This is a genomic window from Pseudomonas sp. B21-054 (genome assembly GCF_026016345.1).
Taxonomy (GTDB): Bacteria; Pseudomonadota; Gammaproteobacteria; order Pseudomonadales; family Pseudomonadaceae; genus Aquipseudomonas.
Map to the genome: position 1 here is coordinate 454127 of NZ_CP087204.1, position 14591 is coordinate 468717.

The window sequence follows — 14591 nt, forward strand, 5'->3', positions numbered from 1 at the left end:
TCTTGACTGATACACCGCAATCGCGAGCAAGCTCGCTCCCACAATGGATCTTCCACTGCTGATCGTTATTCGTGTTCTTCCAGATACCGCAACGCCAATTGCTCCGTCGCCACCTTGGTCGCCGGCTGCAAATGCGGGGCCACCAGCATCATGATCTGATAGACCACCAGCCGAACCTCGCCCTCACGATCGAGGATCCGCTGATAGTCCAGCGAAAACAGCAAGGTCATGGTGATCTGTTCGACCAACTGCCCCAGCGCCTGGGTGTCGCTGACCAGCATGCCCTGGGCCTTGAGCTGCGCCAGCAGTGAGGCCAGGGTGCGCTTCAGGGCATTGAGCAACTGACGGATGCCCTTGGCCAGCTTCGGCAGGCGCCCGGCCAGGTTCGACAGGTCCTGGAACAGGAACCGGTACTGAGCCAGGCGTTCGACGATCAGGTGCAGGAACAGCCAGTAGTCTTCCGGCGCCAGCTGCACATCGGATGGTGGGTCCAGCAGCGGTGCCAATTCGGCCTGAAATCGCTCGAACAACCCGAGGATCAGCGGTTCCTTGCCATGAAAGTGGTAGTAGAGGTTGCCGGGGCTGATGCCCATTTCATTGGCAACTTCCATGGTGGAAACATTCGGCTCGCCCTTTTCATTGAACAGCTGCAGGGCACATTCGAGGATGCGGTCGCGGGTCTTCATCCGGTCTTCTTAGTGATGGAGTCGTGCCACGGCCACCAACCCGGCCGTGGAGTGAGGCATTTCAACGCACGCGCACATAGGTTCCCGGGGCCGCTTCCTGGGGTGGGTAGTTCGCGTTGCCCAGGGTCATCAGGGTTTCATGCTGGGCCCCGGAGCGCGCCTGGATCCAGGCCAGCCATTGGGTCCACCAACTGCCGTCGACGTGCTTGGCGTCGTAGTACCAGGCCCGAGGGTCGCCGGTCAGTTTCGGGTTTTCGACGTAATTGGCCTTCGGGTTGCTCGGCGGGTTGAGGATGCTTTGGACATGCCCGCTGTTGGACAGCACGAAGCGCCGTTCGCCACCCAGCAGCAGCGTCGAGCGATACACCGCGTCCCAGGGCGTGATGTGGTCGTTGATGCCGGCCACGCTGAAGCTGTCTACCGTGACTTTCTGCAGGTCTATCGGTGTGCCACACACCTCCAGGCCGCCGACGTGGGTCAAGGGGTTGTGCTTGAAGAAGTCCAGCAGGTCGCCGTGGAGGGCCGCCGGCAGCCGGGTGGTGTCGTTGTTCCAGTAGAGGATGTCGAAGGCCGGCGGCTCCTTGCCCAGCAGGTAGTTATTGATGAAGTAAGTCCAGATCAGGTCGTTGGGCCGCATCCAGGCGAACACCCGAGCCAGGTCGCGGCCATCGAGGATGCCTTTCTGGTAGGAGCGACGCTTGGCGGCTTCGAGGGTCTGTTCATCGATGAACAACGTGGCCGGGCTGTCGATCTGGCTATCGAGCAGGCTCACCAGGTACGTAGCGCTCGCCACTCGGCGCAGCTGACGCTTGGCTTGCAGATGGCCTTGCAGGGCCGCGATGGTCATGCCACCGGCGCAGGCGCCCATCAGGTTGACCTCGCGGGCGCCGGTGATCGCCCGGCACACGTTCATGGCTTCCTCCGTCGCCTGGACGTAGCTGGACAGACCCCATTCGCGGTGGCGCACATCGGGATTGCGCCAGCTGATGATGAATACCTGCAAGCCGTTTTTCAGGGCGTACTGGACGAAGCTGTTGGAGGGACTCAGGTCGAAGATGTAGAACTTGTTGATCTGCGGCGGCACGATCAGCAGCGGCTTGGCGTATTGCTTTTCGCTCATGGACTTGTACTGGATCAGTTCCAGCATCTCATTGCGAAACACCACCGCGCCGGGGGTGGTCGCCAGGGTCTTGCCGACTTCGAAGGCATGGGGCGTGGTTTGTCGCGGCAAGCCGTCGTTGTGCAGCAGGTCGTCCACCAGGTGACTGACGCCGCGCACCAGGCTGCTGCCGCCGGAGTTGAACAGCTCCTTGATCGCCAGCGGATTGAGCAAGGTATTGGAGGGCGATACAGCGTCGTTGAGCAGCGCGAAGGCGAAATGCGCGCGGGCCTGGTCGTCCGGGCTCATATCGCTTTCGTCGATCCAGCTCCTGACCTGCTTCTGCCAGCTCAGGTACGCCTGCAGGCTCCGCCGGTAGAACGGATTGAGCTGCCAGGTGGGATCGGCAAAGCGCGGGTCCTTGGGGTTGGCGGGGTGCAGGGTTTCCCCGAGCAACACACGGCCCAACTGGCTGCCCAGTCGCAACGCATGCCGGGCACTGTGCACCGGGTTGCGCAAACCATGGACGGCCACGCTGCGCAAAGTGGACAGCAGGTCCCTGCCACGCAAGCCGGTGATCGCACTTTGTGCATTGATGAAGCTGGCAGGGGCGGGCATGGAACCCTTCGCCGGTTTGTCGCGCATGAGTCAACTCCTTCGTCATCAGGCTAAAAACAAACACACCGAACCAGACAACATAGTCGCTGTTTCGGGTTGCTGCGCGATCCGGCGTCCTGCCAGGCGCAATGGACGGTGTCAGCCACCGCCCAGCGGCGCGGGATGCGGGTGCATGACCGCGCGCTGACGTTCTTCCTCCAGAAATTTCATGATGATCGGCGCCACGGCCTCGGCCCGGGTAATCAGGAACAGATGGCCGTCATCGATGATGTGCAACTGGGCGTTGGGAATGCGCCAGGCCAGCATGCGCATGTTGATCAGTGGAATCAGCGGATCATCGTCGCCGGCCAGCACCAGCGTGGGCTGGTGGATCTTGTGCAGCCAGTGGATGCTGGTCCAGCCGAGACCGGCGAACAGTTGCCAGTAATAACCGAGCTTGCCCGCCGAACGAACCTTGGCCGCATGACTGGCCGCCAGGCTCGGGTCGCGGCGGAACGAGCCGCCGTAGATCAGCGGGGCGATGCGCATCACATGGGACGGCTGAACGTAGCGCCGGGGGCTTGCCATCATCCACAGCACTTTCGGCTTGCCCGGCACCATCACTGCCCCGGCGGCGGTGGCCGCCAGCACCAGTTTCTTGCAGCGCTCAGGGTAGTCGTAGGCGAACTGCTGGGCCAGGGCGCCGCCCCAGGACACACCGATCACGTTGACCTGCCCATAGTCGAGGTAATCGAGCATGCGCGCGGTGAGTTTTGCCAGGCCAGGAAAGCGATACGGCCGGCTGGGCGTCGACGAACCACCGACACCCGGCACATCGAAGGCGATGACTTCCAGGTCCGGATCCAAGGCCTCGATGAACGGGAATACCAGCTCCAGGTTGGCGCCGATGCCGTTGAAAATCAGCAAGGGCGTCAAGTGAGGCTTGCCGGGACGTACCGCGGTGCGCAAGGTCTGGCCATCCAGATCGACGGTACGGAAAATGTACGGTTGCGGCATGCTTCAAGCCCTGTGGGTTGGGTCGCTGTCTTTCATTTTTCCCGGATCCCTTGTGGGAGCGAGCGTGCTCGCGATAACGGCGGTACATCCAACATCAATGTCGGCTGACACACCGTCATCGCGAGCAAGCTCGCTCCCACAGGGGGGCTGCTGTGAACATGAGTTTTATGTTCGCCAGCGCTGTGGGCCTTGCATTCAGTGTCGGCTGGCGGGATGTATTCGTGAGCAAACCCACCCCCGCAGCAGACGAGTTGCATCCCTTACCGCTCATGCACATAAGTACCGGGCGCCGCTTCACCGGCCGGATAGGCCTTGTTGCCCAGGACGGTCGGGGCCTTTTTCAGCTTGCCCGAGCGTTCGGCCTGCCAGGCCTGCCAATGCAGCCACCAGGAATCGGTGTGCTTGGTGGAGTTTTCCTGCCAGTCCTCGGCCTTGGCCGGCATGTCTTCACTGGTCATGTAGCGCGACTTGGGGTTGCCTGGTGGGTTGAGGATGCTCTGGATGTGCCCGCTGCTCGACAGCACGAATTCCACCTTGCCACCGAACAGCTGCGCCGACTTGTAGCAAGACTTCCACGGCGTGATGTGGTCGTTGGTGCCGGCCAGGGAAAAGATATCGGCGGTGACCTGCTTGAGGTCGATCGGTGTGCCGCACACTTCCAGTGCATTGGGCCGGATCAACGGGTTGTTTTTGAACATCTCGATGAGATCGCCATGGAACGCTGCCGGAAGCCGAGTGGTGTCGTTGTTCCAGAACAGGATGTCGAACACCGGCGGCTCGTTGCCCAGCAGGTAGTTATTGACCCAGTAGTTCCAGATCAGGTCATTGGGGCGCATCCAGGCGAAGACCTTGGCCATGTCGCGGCCTTCGAGCACGCCGGCCTGGTAGGAATGACGCTTGGCCGCTTCCAGGGTCTGCTCGTCGACGAACAGCGCCACGTCGGTGTCCAGGGTGGTGTCGAGCACGCTGACCAGCAGGGTCAGGGCATTGACCTTTTTCTCGCCGAGGGCGGCGTAGTGACCCAGCAGCGCGGTGCAGGTGATGCCTCCCGAGCAGGCGCCCAGCATGTTCACGTCCTTGCTGCCGGTGATGGCCGTGACCACGTCCACCGCTTCCTTGAGCGCCTCGATGTAGGTCGACAGGCCCCACTCGCGCTGTTCCTTGGTGGGGTTGCGCCAACTGACGATGAAGGTCTGCACGTTGCTGCGCAGGCAGAAGCGCGCCAGGCTCTTGTCCGGGCTGAGGTCGAAGACGTAGAACTTGTTGATTTGCGGCGGCACCACCAACAGTGGGCGCTCGTGGACCTGTTCGGTGATGGGGCGGTACTGGATCAGCTCCAGCACATCGTTGCGAAACACCACGGCGCCTTCGGTCACGCCCAGGCTCTTGCCGACCTCGAACGCACCCATGTCGACCTGGCTGGGCATCCCGCCGTTGTGCACCAAGTCCTTGGCCAGGTGGGACAGGCCGTCCAGCAGGCTCTTGCCGCCGGTTTCGAAGAAGCGCTTGACCGCTGCCGGGTTGGCCGCCGAGTTGGTCGGGGCCATGGCTTCGGTCATCAGGTTGATCACGAAATGCCCGCGGCTGATGTCCTGGGGCGAGAGACTGCTGTCGTCGATCCAGGCGTGCAGCTCCTTGCGCCACGCCAGGTAGGTTTGCAGATAACGTTTGTAGAGCGGGTTCTGGCTCCACGCCGGGTCGGCGAAGCGACGGTCATCGCTCGAAGGTTGCAGTGCGGATTTGCCGAACAGGACGTTCTTGAGTTCTACGCCGAAATGGGCGACGTGCTTGACGCTGTGCAGTGGTTGTTTGATGGCCTGGGTCAGCACCATTCGGGCAGAGGCCAGCAGATCTTTTCTGCGCAAGCCGACGACAGGATTCAACCCCAGGGTATTTTCCGAGGCCTGGTACTTCAGGTCATCGTTGTTCTTGTTGCTCATCTACGACGCTCCATTGTCCTTCAGACGAGTACCCGGGCCGTGCCGTAAAGTCACACAGCCATTGCCAGGTACGCTGCTCGGGTGACCGTTAATTCCGCATCGAGGCCAATGAGGAAACTTGTGCAAGGAACTCGCAGGTTCCTTTGCAGGGAACTTGCCAGCTCCATTGGTTACCCGAGTTTAATTTTTTTCGCAAGCAGGCCAGTCATTGACGTTGCCGCGCGGGCATTCAAGCAGATGAGTCTAGAAAATTCGCCCTAAAGCGCCAGCCCTTGAGTTAGAGCATCAGCTTGACGACAGACTCGCTCGGGTCGCGGGTTTTTCCGGCGGCCTTGAGTTCGGCAAGATAATCGCTCCACAAGTCTTCCTGGCGCACCGCCAACTGGTAGAGATAGTCCCAGGTGAACAGTCCGCTGTCGTGGCCGTCGTCGAAGGTCAGTTTCAGTGCGTACTGGCCGGCCGGTTCGACCTTGCTCAGGCCTACGTTGAGCTTGCCGTATTGCAGGATGGGTTTGCCGTGGCCCTGGACCTCGGCGGAGGGCGAGTGCACCCGCAGGAATTCGGCGGGCAGGTGATACTCCTCGTCTGGCGCGTATTTGAGCGTCAGGGTCTTGGAGGCTTTGTGCAGGTTGATGGCGGTGGGGAGTTTGGTCATGGCCTGTGATCCGTCTCGGAAGGACACCTTGATCTGCAAAAACGACACGGTCAATGTGGGAGCGAGCTTGCTCGCGATAGCGGTTTGACAGTCAACACGTCGGTTGAAGGGTACGCCGTCATCGCGAGCAAGCTCGCTCCCACAGGTCCGGAGAAACCTGTCGGTGGGTTACAGGATATACCGCGACAGGTCTTCGTTCTGCGCCAATTCACCCAGGTGGCTGTTGACGTACTCGGCGTCGATGAGGATCGGCGCTTCGTTGTGGGCGCTGGCCAGGTCGCCGGCGCTGAACGACACTTCCTCGAGCAGGCGTTCGAGCAGCGTGTGCAGGCGACGGGCACCGATGTTCTCGGTCTTTTCGTTGACCTGCCAGGCGATCTGCGCCAGGCGCTTGATGCCTTCTGGCGTGAACTCGATATCCAGGCCTTCGGTCTTGAGCAGCGCGCAATACTGTTCGGTCAGGGACGCATGGGGTTCGCTCAGGATGCGTTCGAAGTCTTCCGGCGTCAGGGCCTTGAGCTCGACACGAATCGGCAGGCGACCTTGCAGTTCCGGCACCAGGTCACTCGGCTTGCTCAGGTGGAACGCACCGGAGGCGATGAACAGGATGTGGTCAGTCTTGACCATGCCCAGCTTGGTGTTGACGGTGCAGCCCTCGATCAACGGCAGCAGGTCGCGTTGCACGCCTTCACGGGACACATCGGCGCCGCCGACATTGCCGCGCTTGGCGACCTTGTCGATTTCGTCGATGAACACGATGCCATGCTGCTCGACCGCTTCCAGGGCCTTGGCTTTCAACTCTTCTTCGTTGACCAGGCGACTGGCTTCTTCATCGCGCACCAGTTTCAGCGCTTCCTTGACCTTGAGCTTGCGGTTCTTGCGCTTGCCCTTGCCCATGTTGGCGAACAGGCTCTGCAACTGGTTGGTCATCTCTTCCATGCCCGGCGGCGCGGAAATATCGACACCGGAGACTTCAGCCACTTCGATCTCGATTTCCTTGTCGTCCAGCTGGCCTTCGCGCAGGCGCTTGCGGAACAGCTGGCGGGTGTTGGAATCCTGGGTCGCGGCGGACTCGGCGTTGAAGCCCATGCGCGCCGGCGGCAGCAGGGCGTCGAGGATGCGCTCTTCGGCGGCGTCTTCGGCGCGGTGGCGAACCTTGGTGATTTCCTGTTCGCGCAGCAGCTTGATGGCGGCATCGGCCAGGTCGCGGATGATCGACTCGACGTCGCGGCCGACATAGCCGACTTCGGTGAACTTGGTGGCTTCGACCTTGATGAACGGTGCGTTGGCGAGTTTGGCCAGGCGCCGGGCGATTTCGGTTTTACCGACACCGGTCGGGCCGATCATCAGGATGTTCTTGGGGGTCACTTCGACGCGCAGCTCTTCGGGCAGCTGCATCCGGCGCCAGCGGTTACGCAGGGCGATGGCGACGGCGCGCTTGGCATCGTCCTGGCCGATGATATGGCGGTTGAGTTCGTGGACGATTTCGCGGGGAGTCATGGACATGGTAATTGACGGTCCTCGAGCAGGAATGAGCCGTGGCGCTGGGCCGGAACAGACTTATTCGTCCTGCTCCTCAATGGTCTGGTTGTGATTGGTGAAGACACAGATGTCGCCGGCAATGCCCAAGGCAGTCTCGACGATTTCGCGGGCCGACAGGTCGGTCTTTTTCAGCAGGGCGCTGGCAGCAGCCTGGGCATAGGCGCCGCCGGAACCCATGGCGATCAGGCCATCCTCGGGTTCAACCACGTCACCGTTGCCGGTGATGATCAGCGAGGCCTCCTTGTTGGCGACCGCGAGCATGGCTTCGAGGCGGCTCAGGGAACGATCGGTGCGCCATTCCTTGGCCAGTTCCACGGCGGCACGCACCAGGTGGCCCTGATGTTTCTCAAGCTGGCCTTCGAAACGCTCGAACAGGGTAAAGGCGTCGGCTGTGGCCCCGGCGAACCCGGCGATGACCTCGCCGTGATACAGGCGGCGGACTTTCTTCGCGTTGCCTTTCATCACGGTGTTGCCCAGTGAAACCTGGCCGTCGCCGCCCATGACGACTTTGCCATGACGGCGGACTGAAACGATGGTGGTCAAGGGAGAGTCTCCACGCAGCGGGGCGAAAATGCCCGGATGGAACTCATATGGGGGTGGCGTGGTTTTTTTCAACTGCGGGGGCGCAGAGGGGATGAGCGGTGCGCTGTGATTGTTCCGCGATCCTGTGGTGAGGGGATTTATCCCCGCTGGGGCGCGCAGCGGCCCTAAAAACCTGCCGCCTCGGTGTGTCAGGGCCGAATACATCAAGCTTTCTTGGGGCTGCTTCGCAGCCCAGCGGGGATAAATCCCCTCACCACAAGGGTTGGTGTCGCCTGGTTCAGCGGTTCTGGCGTTGTTGTAACAACAGGTTGCTGAAACCACTGCCGGCCAATTGTTTCTGGGCCTTGGTCAGTTCTTCGCGGTTGCTGAACGGGCCGACCAGGACCCGGTACCAGGTTTCGTCCTTCACGGTCCCGGACTCCACCGCCACGGACTGGCCCAGCAGAATGATCTGCGCCCGTACTTTGTCAGCGTCGGCTTCCTTGCGGAACGAGCCGGCCTGGAGGAAGAACTTGGTCACCGGCGCGGCTTTCTGCACAGGCGGGGCCGGTGGCGGTGTGATGCCGGCCAGCGCCGCCTGGGCGCGGGCGGTGTCGATCTTCGCCGCTTCGGCCGGGGTCACTGGCGTGGTCGGCACTTGCGGTGTCGGCAGGGTTTTTTCCGGCACGGCATCAGGCGGCACGATGACTTCCGATTCCGGCAGCAGGGTGTAGAAGTCGTACTTCGGCTTCACCGGCTGCGTCGGGCTTGGCGGGGTCTTGTTGGCCTCGGCGATGCGCGTGGCCTTCTGCTGCTCTTGCCGGACGCGCTTGACGTCATCGCCCTGGCCCGGATCCAGCTTCATCAGAAACACGACGAAAGCGCCAACGGTCAGGCCGATGGCCATCCACAACCAGCCCGGAATCGGCTGCTTGGCCGGGGCCTGGTAACGGCTGGCGCCGCGTTTGGGTGCAGGTTTTTTCTTGGCGGCCAACTTACATGCGCTCCAGGGTTTCCAGGCCCAGCAGTTCCAGGCCTTGCTTGAGCGTACGCCCGGTCAGCGCGGCGAGGCGCAGGCGGCTCTGCATTTGCTCTGGGGTTTGTGCGTTGAGGATCGGGCAGTTCTCGTAGAAGCTGGAAAACAGGCCGGCCACATCGTACAGGTAAGCGCACAGGGTGTGTGGCGTGCCCTTGTCGGCGACGTTGTTCAGTACTTCGCCGAACTGCGCCAGTTTCGCCGCCAGCTCCTGTTCTTGAGCGGCTTCAAGCACGATCTGCCCGTCCACTTCATTGAAGCCCTTGCCGAGCTTGCGGAACACCCCGGCCACACGGGTGTAGGCGTACAGCAGGTAGGGCGCGGTGTTGCCTTCGAAGTTGAGCATCAGGTCGAAGTTGAAGCTGTAGTCGCTGGTGCGGTGCTTGGACAGGTCGGCGTACTTCACCGCGTCGATGCCCACCACCTTGGCGATGTTGCGCAGTTCGTCCTCGGCCAGGTCCGGGTTCTTGCCCTTGACCAGGGTGTAGGCGCGATCCTGGGCTTCGGTCAGCAGGTCGATCAGTTTCACCGTGCCGCCGTCGCGGGTCTTGAACGGACGGCCGTCGGCGCCGTTCATGGTGCCGAAGCCCATGTGTTCCATTTCCATCGGACGGGTCACGAAACCGGCCTGGCGTGCCACTTCGAACACTTGCTGGAAGTGCAGGGCCTGGCGCTGATCGACGAAATACAGCACTCGATCGGCCTTGAGCACGTTGTTGCGGTAGCGCACGGCCGCCAGGTCGGTGGTGGCGTAGAGGTAGCCGCCGTCGGCCTTGACGATGATCACCGGCAGCGGCTCGCCGTCGGCGGTCTTGAACTGGTCGAGGAACACGCACTGGGCACCGTTGCTTTCCACCAGCATGCCCTTGGCCTTGAGGTCGTTGACCACGTTGATCAGGTCATCGTTGTAGGCGCTTTCGCCCATCACGTCGGCCATGGTCAATTTGACGTTCAGCAGCTCGTAGATTTTCTGGCAGTGGGACAGGGAGATGTCCTTGAACTTGCTCCACAGCGCCAGGCACTCGGCATCGCCGGCCTGCAGCTTGACCACCAGGCCGCGGGCGCGGTCGGCGAACTCGGGCGACTCGTCGAAGCGCTGCTTGGCGGCGCGGTAGAAGTTCTCCAGGTCCGAGAGTTCATCGCTGGTGATCGGGTTTTCCTGCAGGTAGGCCATCAGCATGCCGAACTGGGTGCCCCAGTCGCCGACATGGTTCTGGCGGATCACGGTGTCACCCAGAAACTCCAGGACCCGGGCCACGCCGTCGCCGATGATGGTCGAGCGCAGGTGGCCGACGTGCATTTCCTTGGCGAGGTTGGGGGCCGAGAGGTCGACCACGGTGCGCTGCAACGGGCCGGCCTTGCGCACGCCAATGCGTTCGTCGGCCAGGGCCGCGTCCAGGCGCGAGGCCAGGGCCTGGGTGTTCTGGAAGAAATTGATGAACCCGGGGCCGGCGATGTCAGCCTTGCTGACGTTCTCGTCGGCCGGCAGCGCGGCGATGATTTTCTCCGCCAGGTCCCGCGGTTTCATGCCGGCCGGCTTGGCGAGCATCATTGCGATGTTGCTGGCGAAGTCGCCGTGGGTCTTGTCGCGGGTGTTCTCGACCTGAATCGCCGGCGACAGGCCTTCTGGCAGCACACCTTCAGCGACGAGTTGGGCGATGGCTTGCTGGATGAGCTGGCGAATGGTGTCTTTCATGGTCTTCTCTTTCAACCGCAGGCGCGGCGGCGCTTCGATGCGCTGGTGGAAAAACTGGGCATTATCCGTGGCCCGGACGAGCTTGCCAACTGTAGCGGGTCGGTTGGGGCTGTGGGGTGATTATTCTGGGTGGCTTGGATGTATGCGATCTCCCACAGGGGCAGGCTTGCGGTCCATTCAATACAAATCCACCGGATCCACATCCAGCGACCAACGCACCGCGCGCCCACTGGGCATCTGCTCCAGTACCAGCAACCAGGCACTCAATAGCCGATGCAGTGGCGCCCGGGCATTGGCCTGTAATAAAAGCTGTGCCCGATAACGCCCGGCCCGCCGTTCCATCGGAGCCGGGACCGGACCCAAGAGTTCGATCCCGGTAAGGTTCTGCTGCGTCAGCAGGCGTTCTGCCTCGCTGCAGGCTTCGTCGAGGAACGCTTCGGCCTGGCCGGGCTTATGGGCTTCAGCCCGCAGCAGCGCCAGGTGGGCAAAGGGCGGCAGGCCGGCGCTGCGACGTTCGCTCAAGGCCTGTTCGGCGAAGGCGAAGTAGCCTTGCTCGGTGAGTTGTATCAGCAGCGGATGGTCCGCCAGGTGCGTCTGGATGATGACTTTGCCCGGTTCCTCTGCTCGTCCGGCCCGGCCCGCGACCTGGACGATCAACTGCGCCATGCGCTCGCTGGCGCGGAAATCGCCGGAGAACAGCCCGCCGTCGGCATCGAGGATCGACACCAGCGTGACCCGGGGGAAGTGATGCCCTTTGGCGAGCATCTGCGTGCCTACCAGGATGCACGGCTGGCCTTTTTGGATCGTCGCGAACAACTGGTTCATCGCGTCCTTGCGCGAAGTGCTGTCGCGATCCACTCGCAGCACCGGATAGTCCGGAAACAGGATGCCCAGCCGTTCTTCAGCGCGTTCGGTGCCCGCGCCGACGGGGCGCAAGTCCACTTTGCCGCACTGCGGGCAATGCCTCGGCACGCGTTCGGCGTGGCCGCAATGGTGGCAGCGCAGCTCGCCGTGGCGTTGATGCACGGTCATCCGCGCATCGCAGCGCTCGCAGCCGGACATCCAGCCGCAGTCGTGACACAGCAGGGTCGGGGCGAAACCACGCCGGTTGAGGAACACCAGGACCTGTTGCCCTGCAGCCAGGGTCTGGCCGATGGCTTGTTGCATCGGCCCGGAAATACCGCTGTCCAGCGGGCGGCTTTTCACATCCAGGCGCAGGAAGCGCGGTTGTTTGGCGCCGCCGGCCCGCTCGTTCAGGCGCAGCAGGCCGTAGCGTCCGGTGTAGGCGTTGTGCAGGCTTTCCAGGGACGGCGTCGCCGAGCCGAGCACGATGGGAATGTTTTCCTGGCGGGCGCGCACCAGCGCCAGGTCGCGGGCGTGGTAACGCAGGCCTTCCTGCTGTTTATAGGAACCGTCGTGTTCTTCGTCGATGATGATCAGGCCAGGGTTTTTCATCGGTGTGAACAGGGCCGAGCGGGTGCCGATGATGATATCGGCCTCGCCGTCCCGGGCGGCGAGCCAGGCTTCCAGGCGTTCGCGGTCGTTGACAGCCGAGTGCACCAGGGCGATCCGCGCGTTGAAACGCTGTTCGAAGCGCGCCAGGGTTTGTGGGCCGAGGTTGATTTCCGGGATCAGCACCAAGGCTTGCTTGCCGGCCTCCAGGGTCTGGCGGATCAGTTGCAGATAGACTTCGGTCTTGCCGCTGCCGGTGACGCCCGCCAGCAGAAACGCGTGATAGCTATCGAGCCCTGCGCGAATCGCCTCGCAAGCGGCCCGCTGTTCGGCGTTGAGCGGCAGTTCCGGCTGGGCCAGCCAATGTTCATGGCGGGCGCCGGGTGCGTGCCGGCGGACCTCCACCTGGACCAGGTCCTTGGCCAGCAGCAGATCGAGGCTGTCCTTGCTGAGCATCAGTTTGCTCAGCACCTGATGGGCCACGCCGTGGGGATGCTGGGCCAGGGTCGCCAAGGCCTCACGCTGGCGCGGGGCCCGGGCAATGCGCGGATCGTCCAGCGAGGCGCCCGGTGTCACCGACCAGAACCGTTCCTGGCGTGCCTCGGCCGGTTCGCCCTGGCGCAGCAGCACCGGCAGCGCCCAACTCAAGGTGTCGCCGAGACTGTGTTGGTAATACTGGGAGGTCCACAGGCACAGCTTGAACAGCGATGCCGGCAGCGGCGGCGTGGCATCGAGCAGAGCCAGGGCCGGTTTGAGTTTGTCGACCGGGACCTCGCTGTGGTCGGTGATTTCCACCAGGATCCCGATCATTTCCCGCCGGCCGAACGGCACCCGCAGGCGCATGCCCGGCTGCAACTGGGCGCGCAAGACCCCGGCCGGGGCGCGGTAGTCGAACAGGCGGCGCAGGGGCGAAGGCAGGGCGAGGCGCAGAATGGCGTTGGGCACGCGGGGAATCTCGGTAAGCGGACAAGTTCGCAAGGCTGGGCACGATTCGATGTGGGAGCGAGCTTGCTCGCGATAGCGGCGGCACAGCCAACATCACCGCAACTGACCCACCGCTATCGCGAGCAAGCTCGCTCCCACAGGGATTGTGCTTGAGGGCGCGAGCCTAGCAGACGGTTGGTATAAGCGACAGCTTGCGCGAATGACGATGTCTGGTAGAATCCGCGGCCTAATTACGTGCGGTATTCAACAATAGTGTTGGGTGGCGGCACGCTAGCCTGAGGAAAACAGCATGAAAACCGATATCCATCCGGAATACCCAGAAATTGCCGTGACTTGCAGCTGCGGCAACAAGTTCGAAACGCGTTCGACCTACGGCAAAGCCCTGGCGATCGACGTTTGCAACGAATGCCACCCGTTCTACACCGGTAAGCAAAAGACTCTGGATACCGGCGGCCGCGTTCAGAAGTTCGCCGATCGTTTCGGTGCTTTCGGCAAAGCTGCTCCAAAAGCCTGAGGCTGATCATTTTGGATGGTCGTCTCGACTGCTCCAGACTGATAAAAAAGGCGTCCCTTGCGGGCGCCTTTTTTGTGTCTGCGATTTGGCTCACCGGCGCCCAGGCCTTTTGCCCAACACCCACGGGCCTGGCCCAAGTGACAGTCCGGCGGGTGGTGGATGGCGACACCCTGCGCCTGACCGATGGTCGCAGCGTGCGCATGATTGGCCTCAACAGCCCTGAACTGGGACGGCAGGGGCGCTCCGACGAACCCTTCGCTGTGGCGGCTCGTCGGCGGCTCGAGGCGCTGGTGGCCACCGGTGACGGGCGTGTGGGGTTGGTGCTCGGCAAGGAAGGCAAAGACCGCTACGGTCGCACGTTGGCCCATGTCTACAGCGCCGATGGCGCGAATCTCGAAGCGAAATTGCTCGCCGAGGGCTTGGGTTTTCACGTGGCGGTGGCACCGAATGTCGATTTGGCGAACTGCCAGGCTGCCGCTGAACGTCAGGCCCGTGAAGCGGGCCTCGGATTGTGGAAGCGTTCGCCCGTGCTCAATACACGGCAAATCAACGCCCCAGGCTTCGCCGTGCTCAGCGGGCGGGTGAGCGAAGTCAGGCGTAATCGTGGTGGCGTTTGGCTCGAGCTCGAGGATTCGGTTGTATTACGCGTTGCACCCAATCTTCTGGGGCGTTTCGACAGGATTGCGCTTGAGCAGCTCAAGGGCCGGCAGATTGAAGTGCGTGGCTGGGTGGTCGATCGTTCGCGGCGTGAAGGGCTCAAGCCGGGACAGGCCCGCTGGTTGCTGCCGTTGACCGATCCCGCCATGTTGAGCGTGATCGCCCAATAAAAAATTGTAGACATTTATCAGCTTGATTGTATGCATGTGACCCTTGTATTTCGCGGCTCTTGG

General features: G+C 62.4%; 12 protein-coding genes. 2 read left to right on the plus strand and 10 right to left on the minus strand.

Annotation, left to right across the window (positions count from 1 at the left end; genetic code table 11):
• Window positions 1-65: 65 nt before the first annotated feature.
• From LOY70_RS02025 to LOY70_RS02070, 10 genes are all read right to left on the minus strand, one after another.
• Window positions 66-686 (minus strand): TetR/AcrR family transcriptional regulator, encoded by a 621-nt coding sequence (locus tag LOY70_RS02025; protein ID WP_123345405.1) that lies wholly within the window; start codon window positions 684-686, stop codon window positions 66-68.
• Between the two features lie 61 nt (window positions 687-747).
• Window positions 748-2430, minus strand: coding sequence for a class II poly(R)-hydroxyalkanoic acid synthase (gene phaC / locus LOY70_RS02030; RefSeq protein WP_265032881.1), 1683 nt, complete (start codon window positions 2428-2430; stop codon window positions 748-750).
• Between the two features lie 111 nt (window positions 2431-2541).
• Window positions 2542-3399 carry a poly(3-hydroxyalkanoate) depolymerase gene (gene phaZ / locus LOY70_RS02035; protein WP_265032883.1) on the minus strand — a complete coding sequence of 286 codons (858 nt, stop codon included), beginning with the start codon at window positions 3397-3399 and terminating at the stop codon, window positions 2542-2544.
• A 260-nt stretch (window positions 3400-3659) separates the two neighbouring features.
• Window positions 3660-5339: a class II poly(R)-hydroxyalkanoic acid synthase gene (gene phaC / locus LOY70_RS02040; protein WP_265032885.1), complete on the minus strand. Its 1680-nt coding sequence runs from the start codon at window positions 5337-5339 to the stop codon at window positions 3660-3662.
• A gap of 277 nt (window positions 5340-5616) precedes the next feature.
• Window positions 5617-5994: a gamma-butyrobetaine hydroxylase-like domain-containing protein gene (locus tag LOY70_RS02045; RefSeq protein ID WP_123345397.1), complete on the minus strand. Its 378-nt coding sequence runs from the start codon at window positions 5992-5994 to the stop codon at window positions 5617-5619.
• A 168-nt stretch (window positions 5995-6162) separates the two neighbouring features.
• On the minus strand, window positions 6163-7500 hold the full coding sequence (hslU, locus tag LOY70_RS02050; protein ID WP_265032889.1) for an ATP-dependent protease ATPase subunit HslU: 1338 nt from the start codon (window positions 7498-7500) through the stop codon (window positions 6163-6165).
• Between the two features lie 54 nt (window positions 7501-7554).
• Window positions 7555-8079 carry an ATP-dependent protease subunit HslV gene (hslV, locus tag LOY70_RS02055; RefSeq protein ID WP_265032891.1) on the minus strand — a complete coding sequence of 175 codons (525 nt, stop codon included), beginning with the start codon at window positions 8077-8079 and terminating at the stop codon, window positions 7555-7557.
• 277 nt (window positions 8080-8356) lie between these two features.
• Entirely contained in the window at window positions 8357-9052 is a 696-nt protein-coding gene (locus tag LOY70_RS02060) for an SPOR domain-containing protein (RefSeq protein WP_265032893.1), read from the minus strand.
• A 1-nt stretch (window position 9053) separates the two neighbouring features.
• Entirely contained in the window at window positions 9054-10790 is a 1737-nt protein-coding gene (gene argS / locus LOY70_RS02065) for an arginine--tRNA ligase (protein ID WP_265032895.1), read from the minus strand.
• Window positions 10791-10967: 177 nt separating this feature from the next.
• A complete protein-coding gene (locus LOY70_RS02070; protein WP_265032897.1) occupies window positions 10968-13187 on the minus strand; it encodes a primosomal protein N' in 2220 nt (739 codons plus the stop codon).
• Window positions 13188-13476: 289 nt separating this feature from the next.
• Between LOY70_RS02070 and rpmE the strand changes: the two genes are divergently transcribed.
• Both rpmE and LOY70_RS02080 read left to right on the plus strand, forming a co-directional pair.
• Window positions 13477-13701 (plus strand): 50S ribosomal protein L31, encoded by a 225-nt coding sequence (rpmE, locus tag LOY70_RS02075; RefSeq protein ID WP_025211409.1) that lies wholly within the window; start codon window positions 13477-13479, stop codon window positions 13699-13701.
• Between the two features lie 11 nt (window positions 13702-13712).
• Complete coding sequence (locus tag LOY70_RS02080) at window positions 13713-14528, plus strand: thermonuclease family protein (RefSeq protein WP_265032899.1); 816 nt, start codon at window positions 13713-13715, stop codon at window positions 14526-14528.
• Window positions 14529-14591 lie beyond the last annotated feature (63 nt).

What these genes read in the sequence shown, in the direction of transcription:
- LOY70_RS02025 (WP_123345405.1), bottom strand. Translation starts at nt 686, where the DNA reads ATGAAGACCCGCGACCGCATCCTCGAATGTGCCCTGCAGCTGTTCAAT.
- phaC (WP_265032885.1), bottom strand. Translation starts at nt 5,339, where the DNA reads ATGAGCAACAAGAACAACGATGACCTGAAGTACCAGGCCTCGGAAAAT.
- rpmE (WP_025211409.1), top strand. Translation starts at nt 13,477, where the DNA reads ATGAAAACCGATATCCATCCGGAATACCCAGAAATTGCCGTGACTTGC.
- LOY70_RS02045 (WP_123345397.1), bottom strand. Translation starts at nt 5,994, where the DNA reads ATGACCAAACTCCCCACCGCCATCAACCTGCACAAAGCCTCCAAGACC.
- hslU (WP_265032889.1), bottom strand. Translation starts at nt 7,500, where the DNA reads ATGTCCATGACTCCCCGCGAAATCGTCCACGAACTCAACCGCCATATC.
- phaZ (WP_265032883.1), bottom strand. Translation starts at nt 3,399, where the DNA reads ATGCCGCAACCGTACATTTTCCGTACCGTCGATCTGGATGGCCAGACC.
- argS (WP_265032895.1), bottom strand. Translation starts at nt 10,790, where the DNA reads ATGAAAGACACCATTCGCCAGCTCATCCAGCAAGCCATCGCCCAACTC.
- phaC (WP_265032881.1), bottom strand. Translation starts at nt 2,430, where the DNA reads ATGCGCGACAAACCGGCGAAGGGTTCCATGCCCGCCCCTGCCAGCTTC.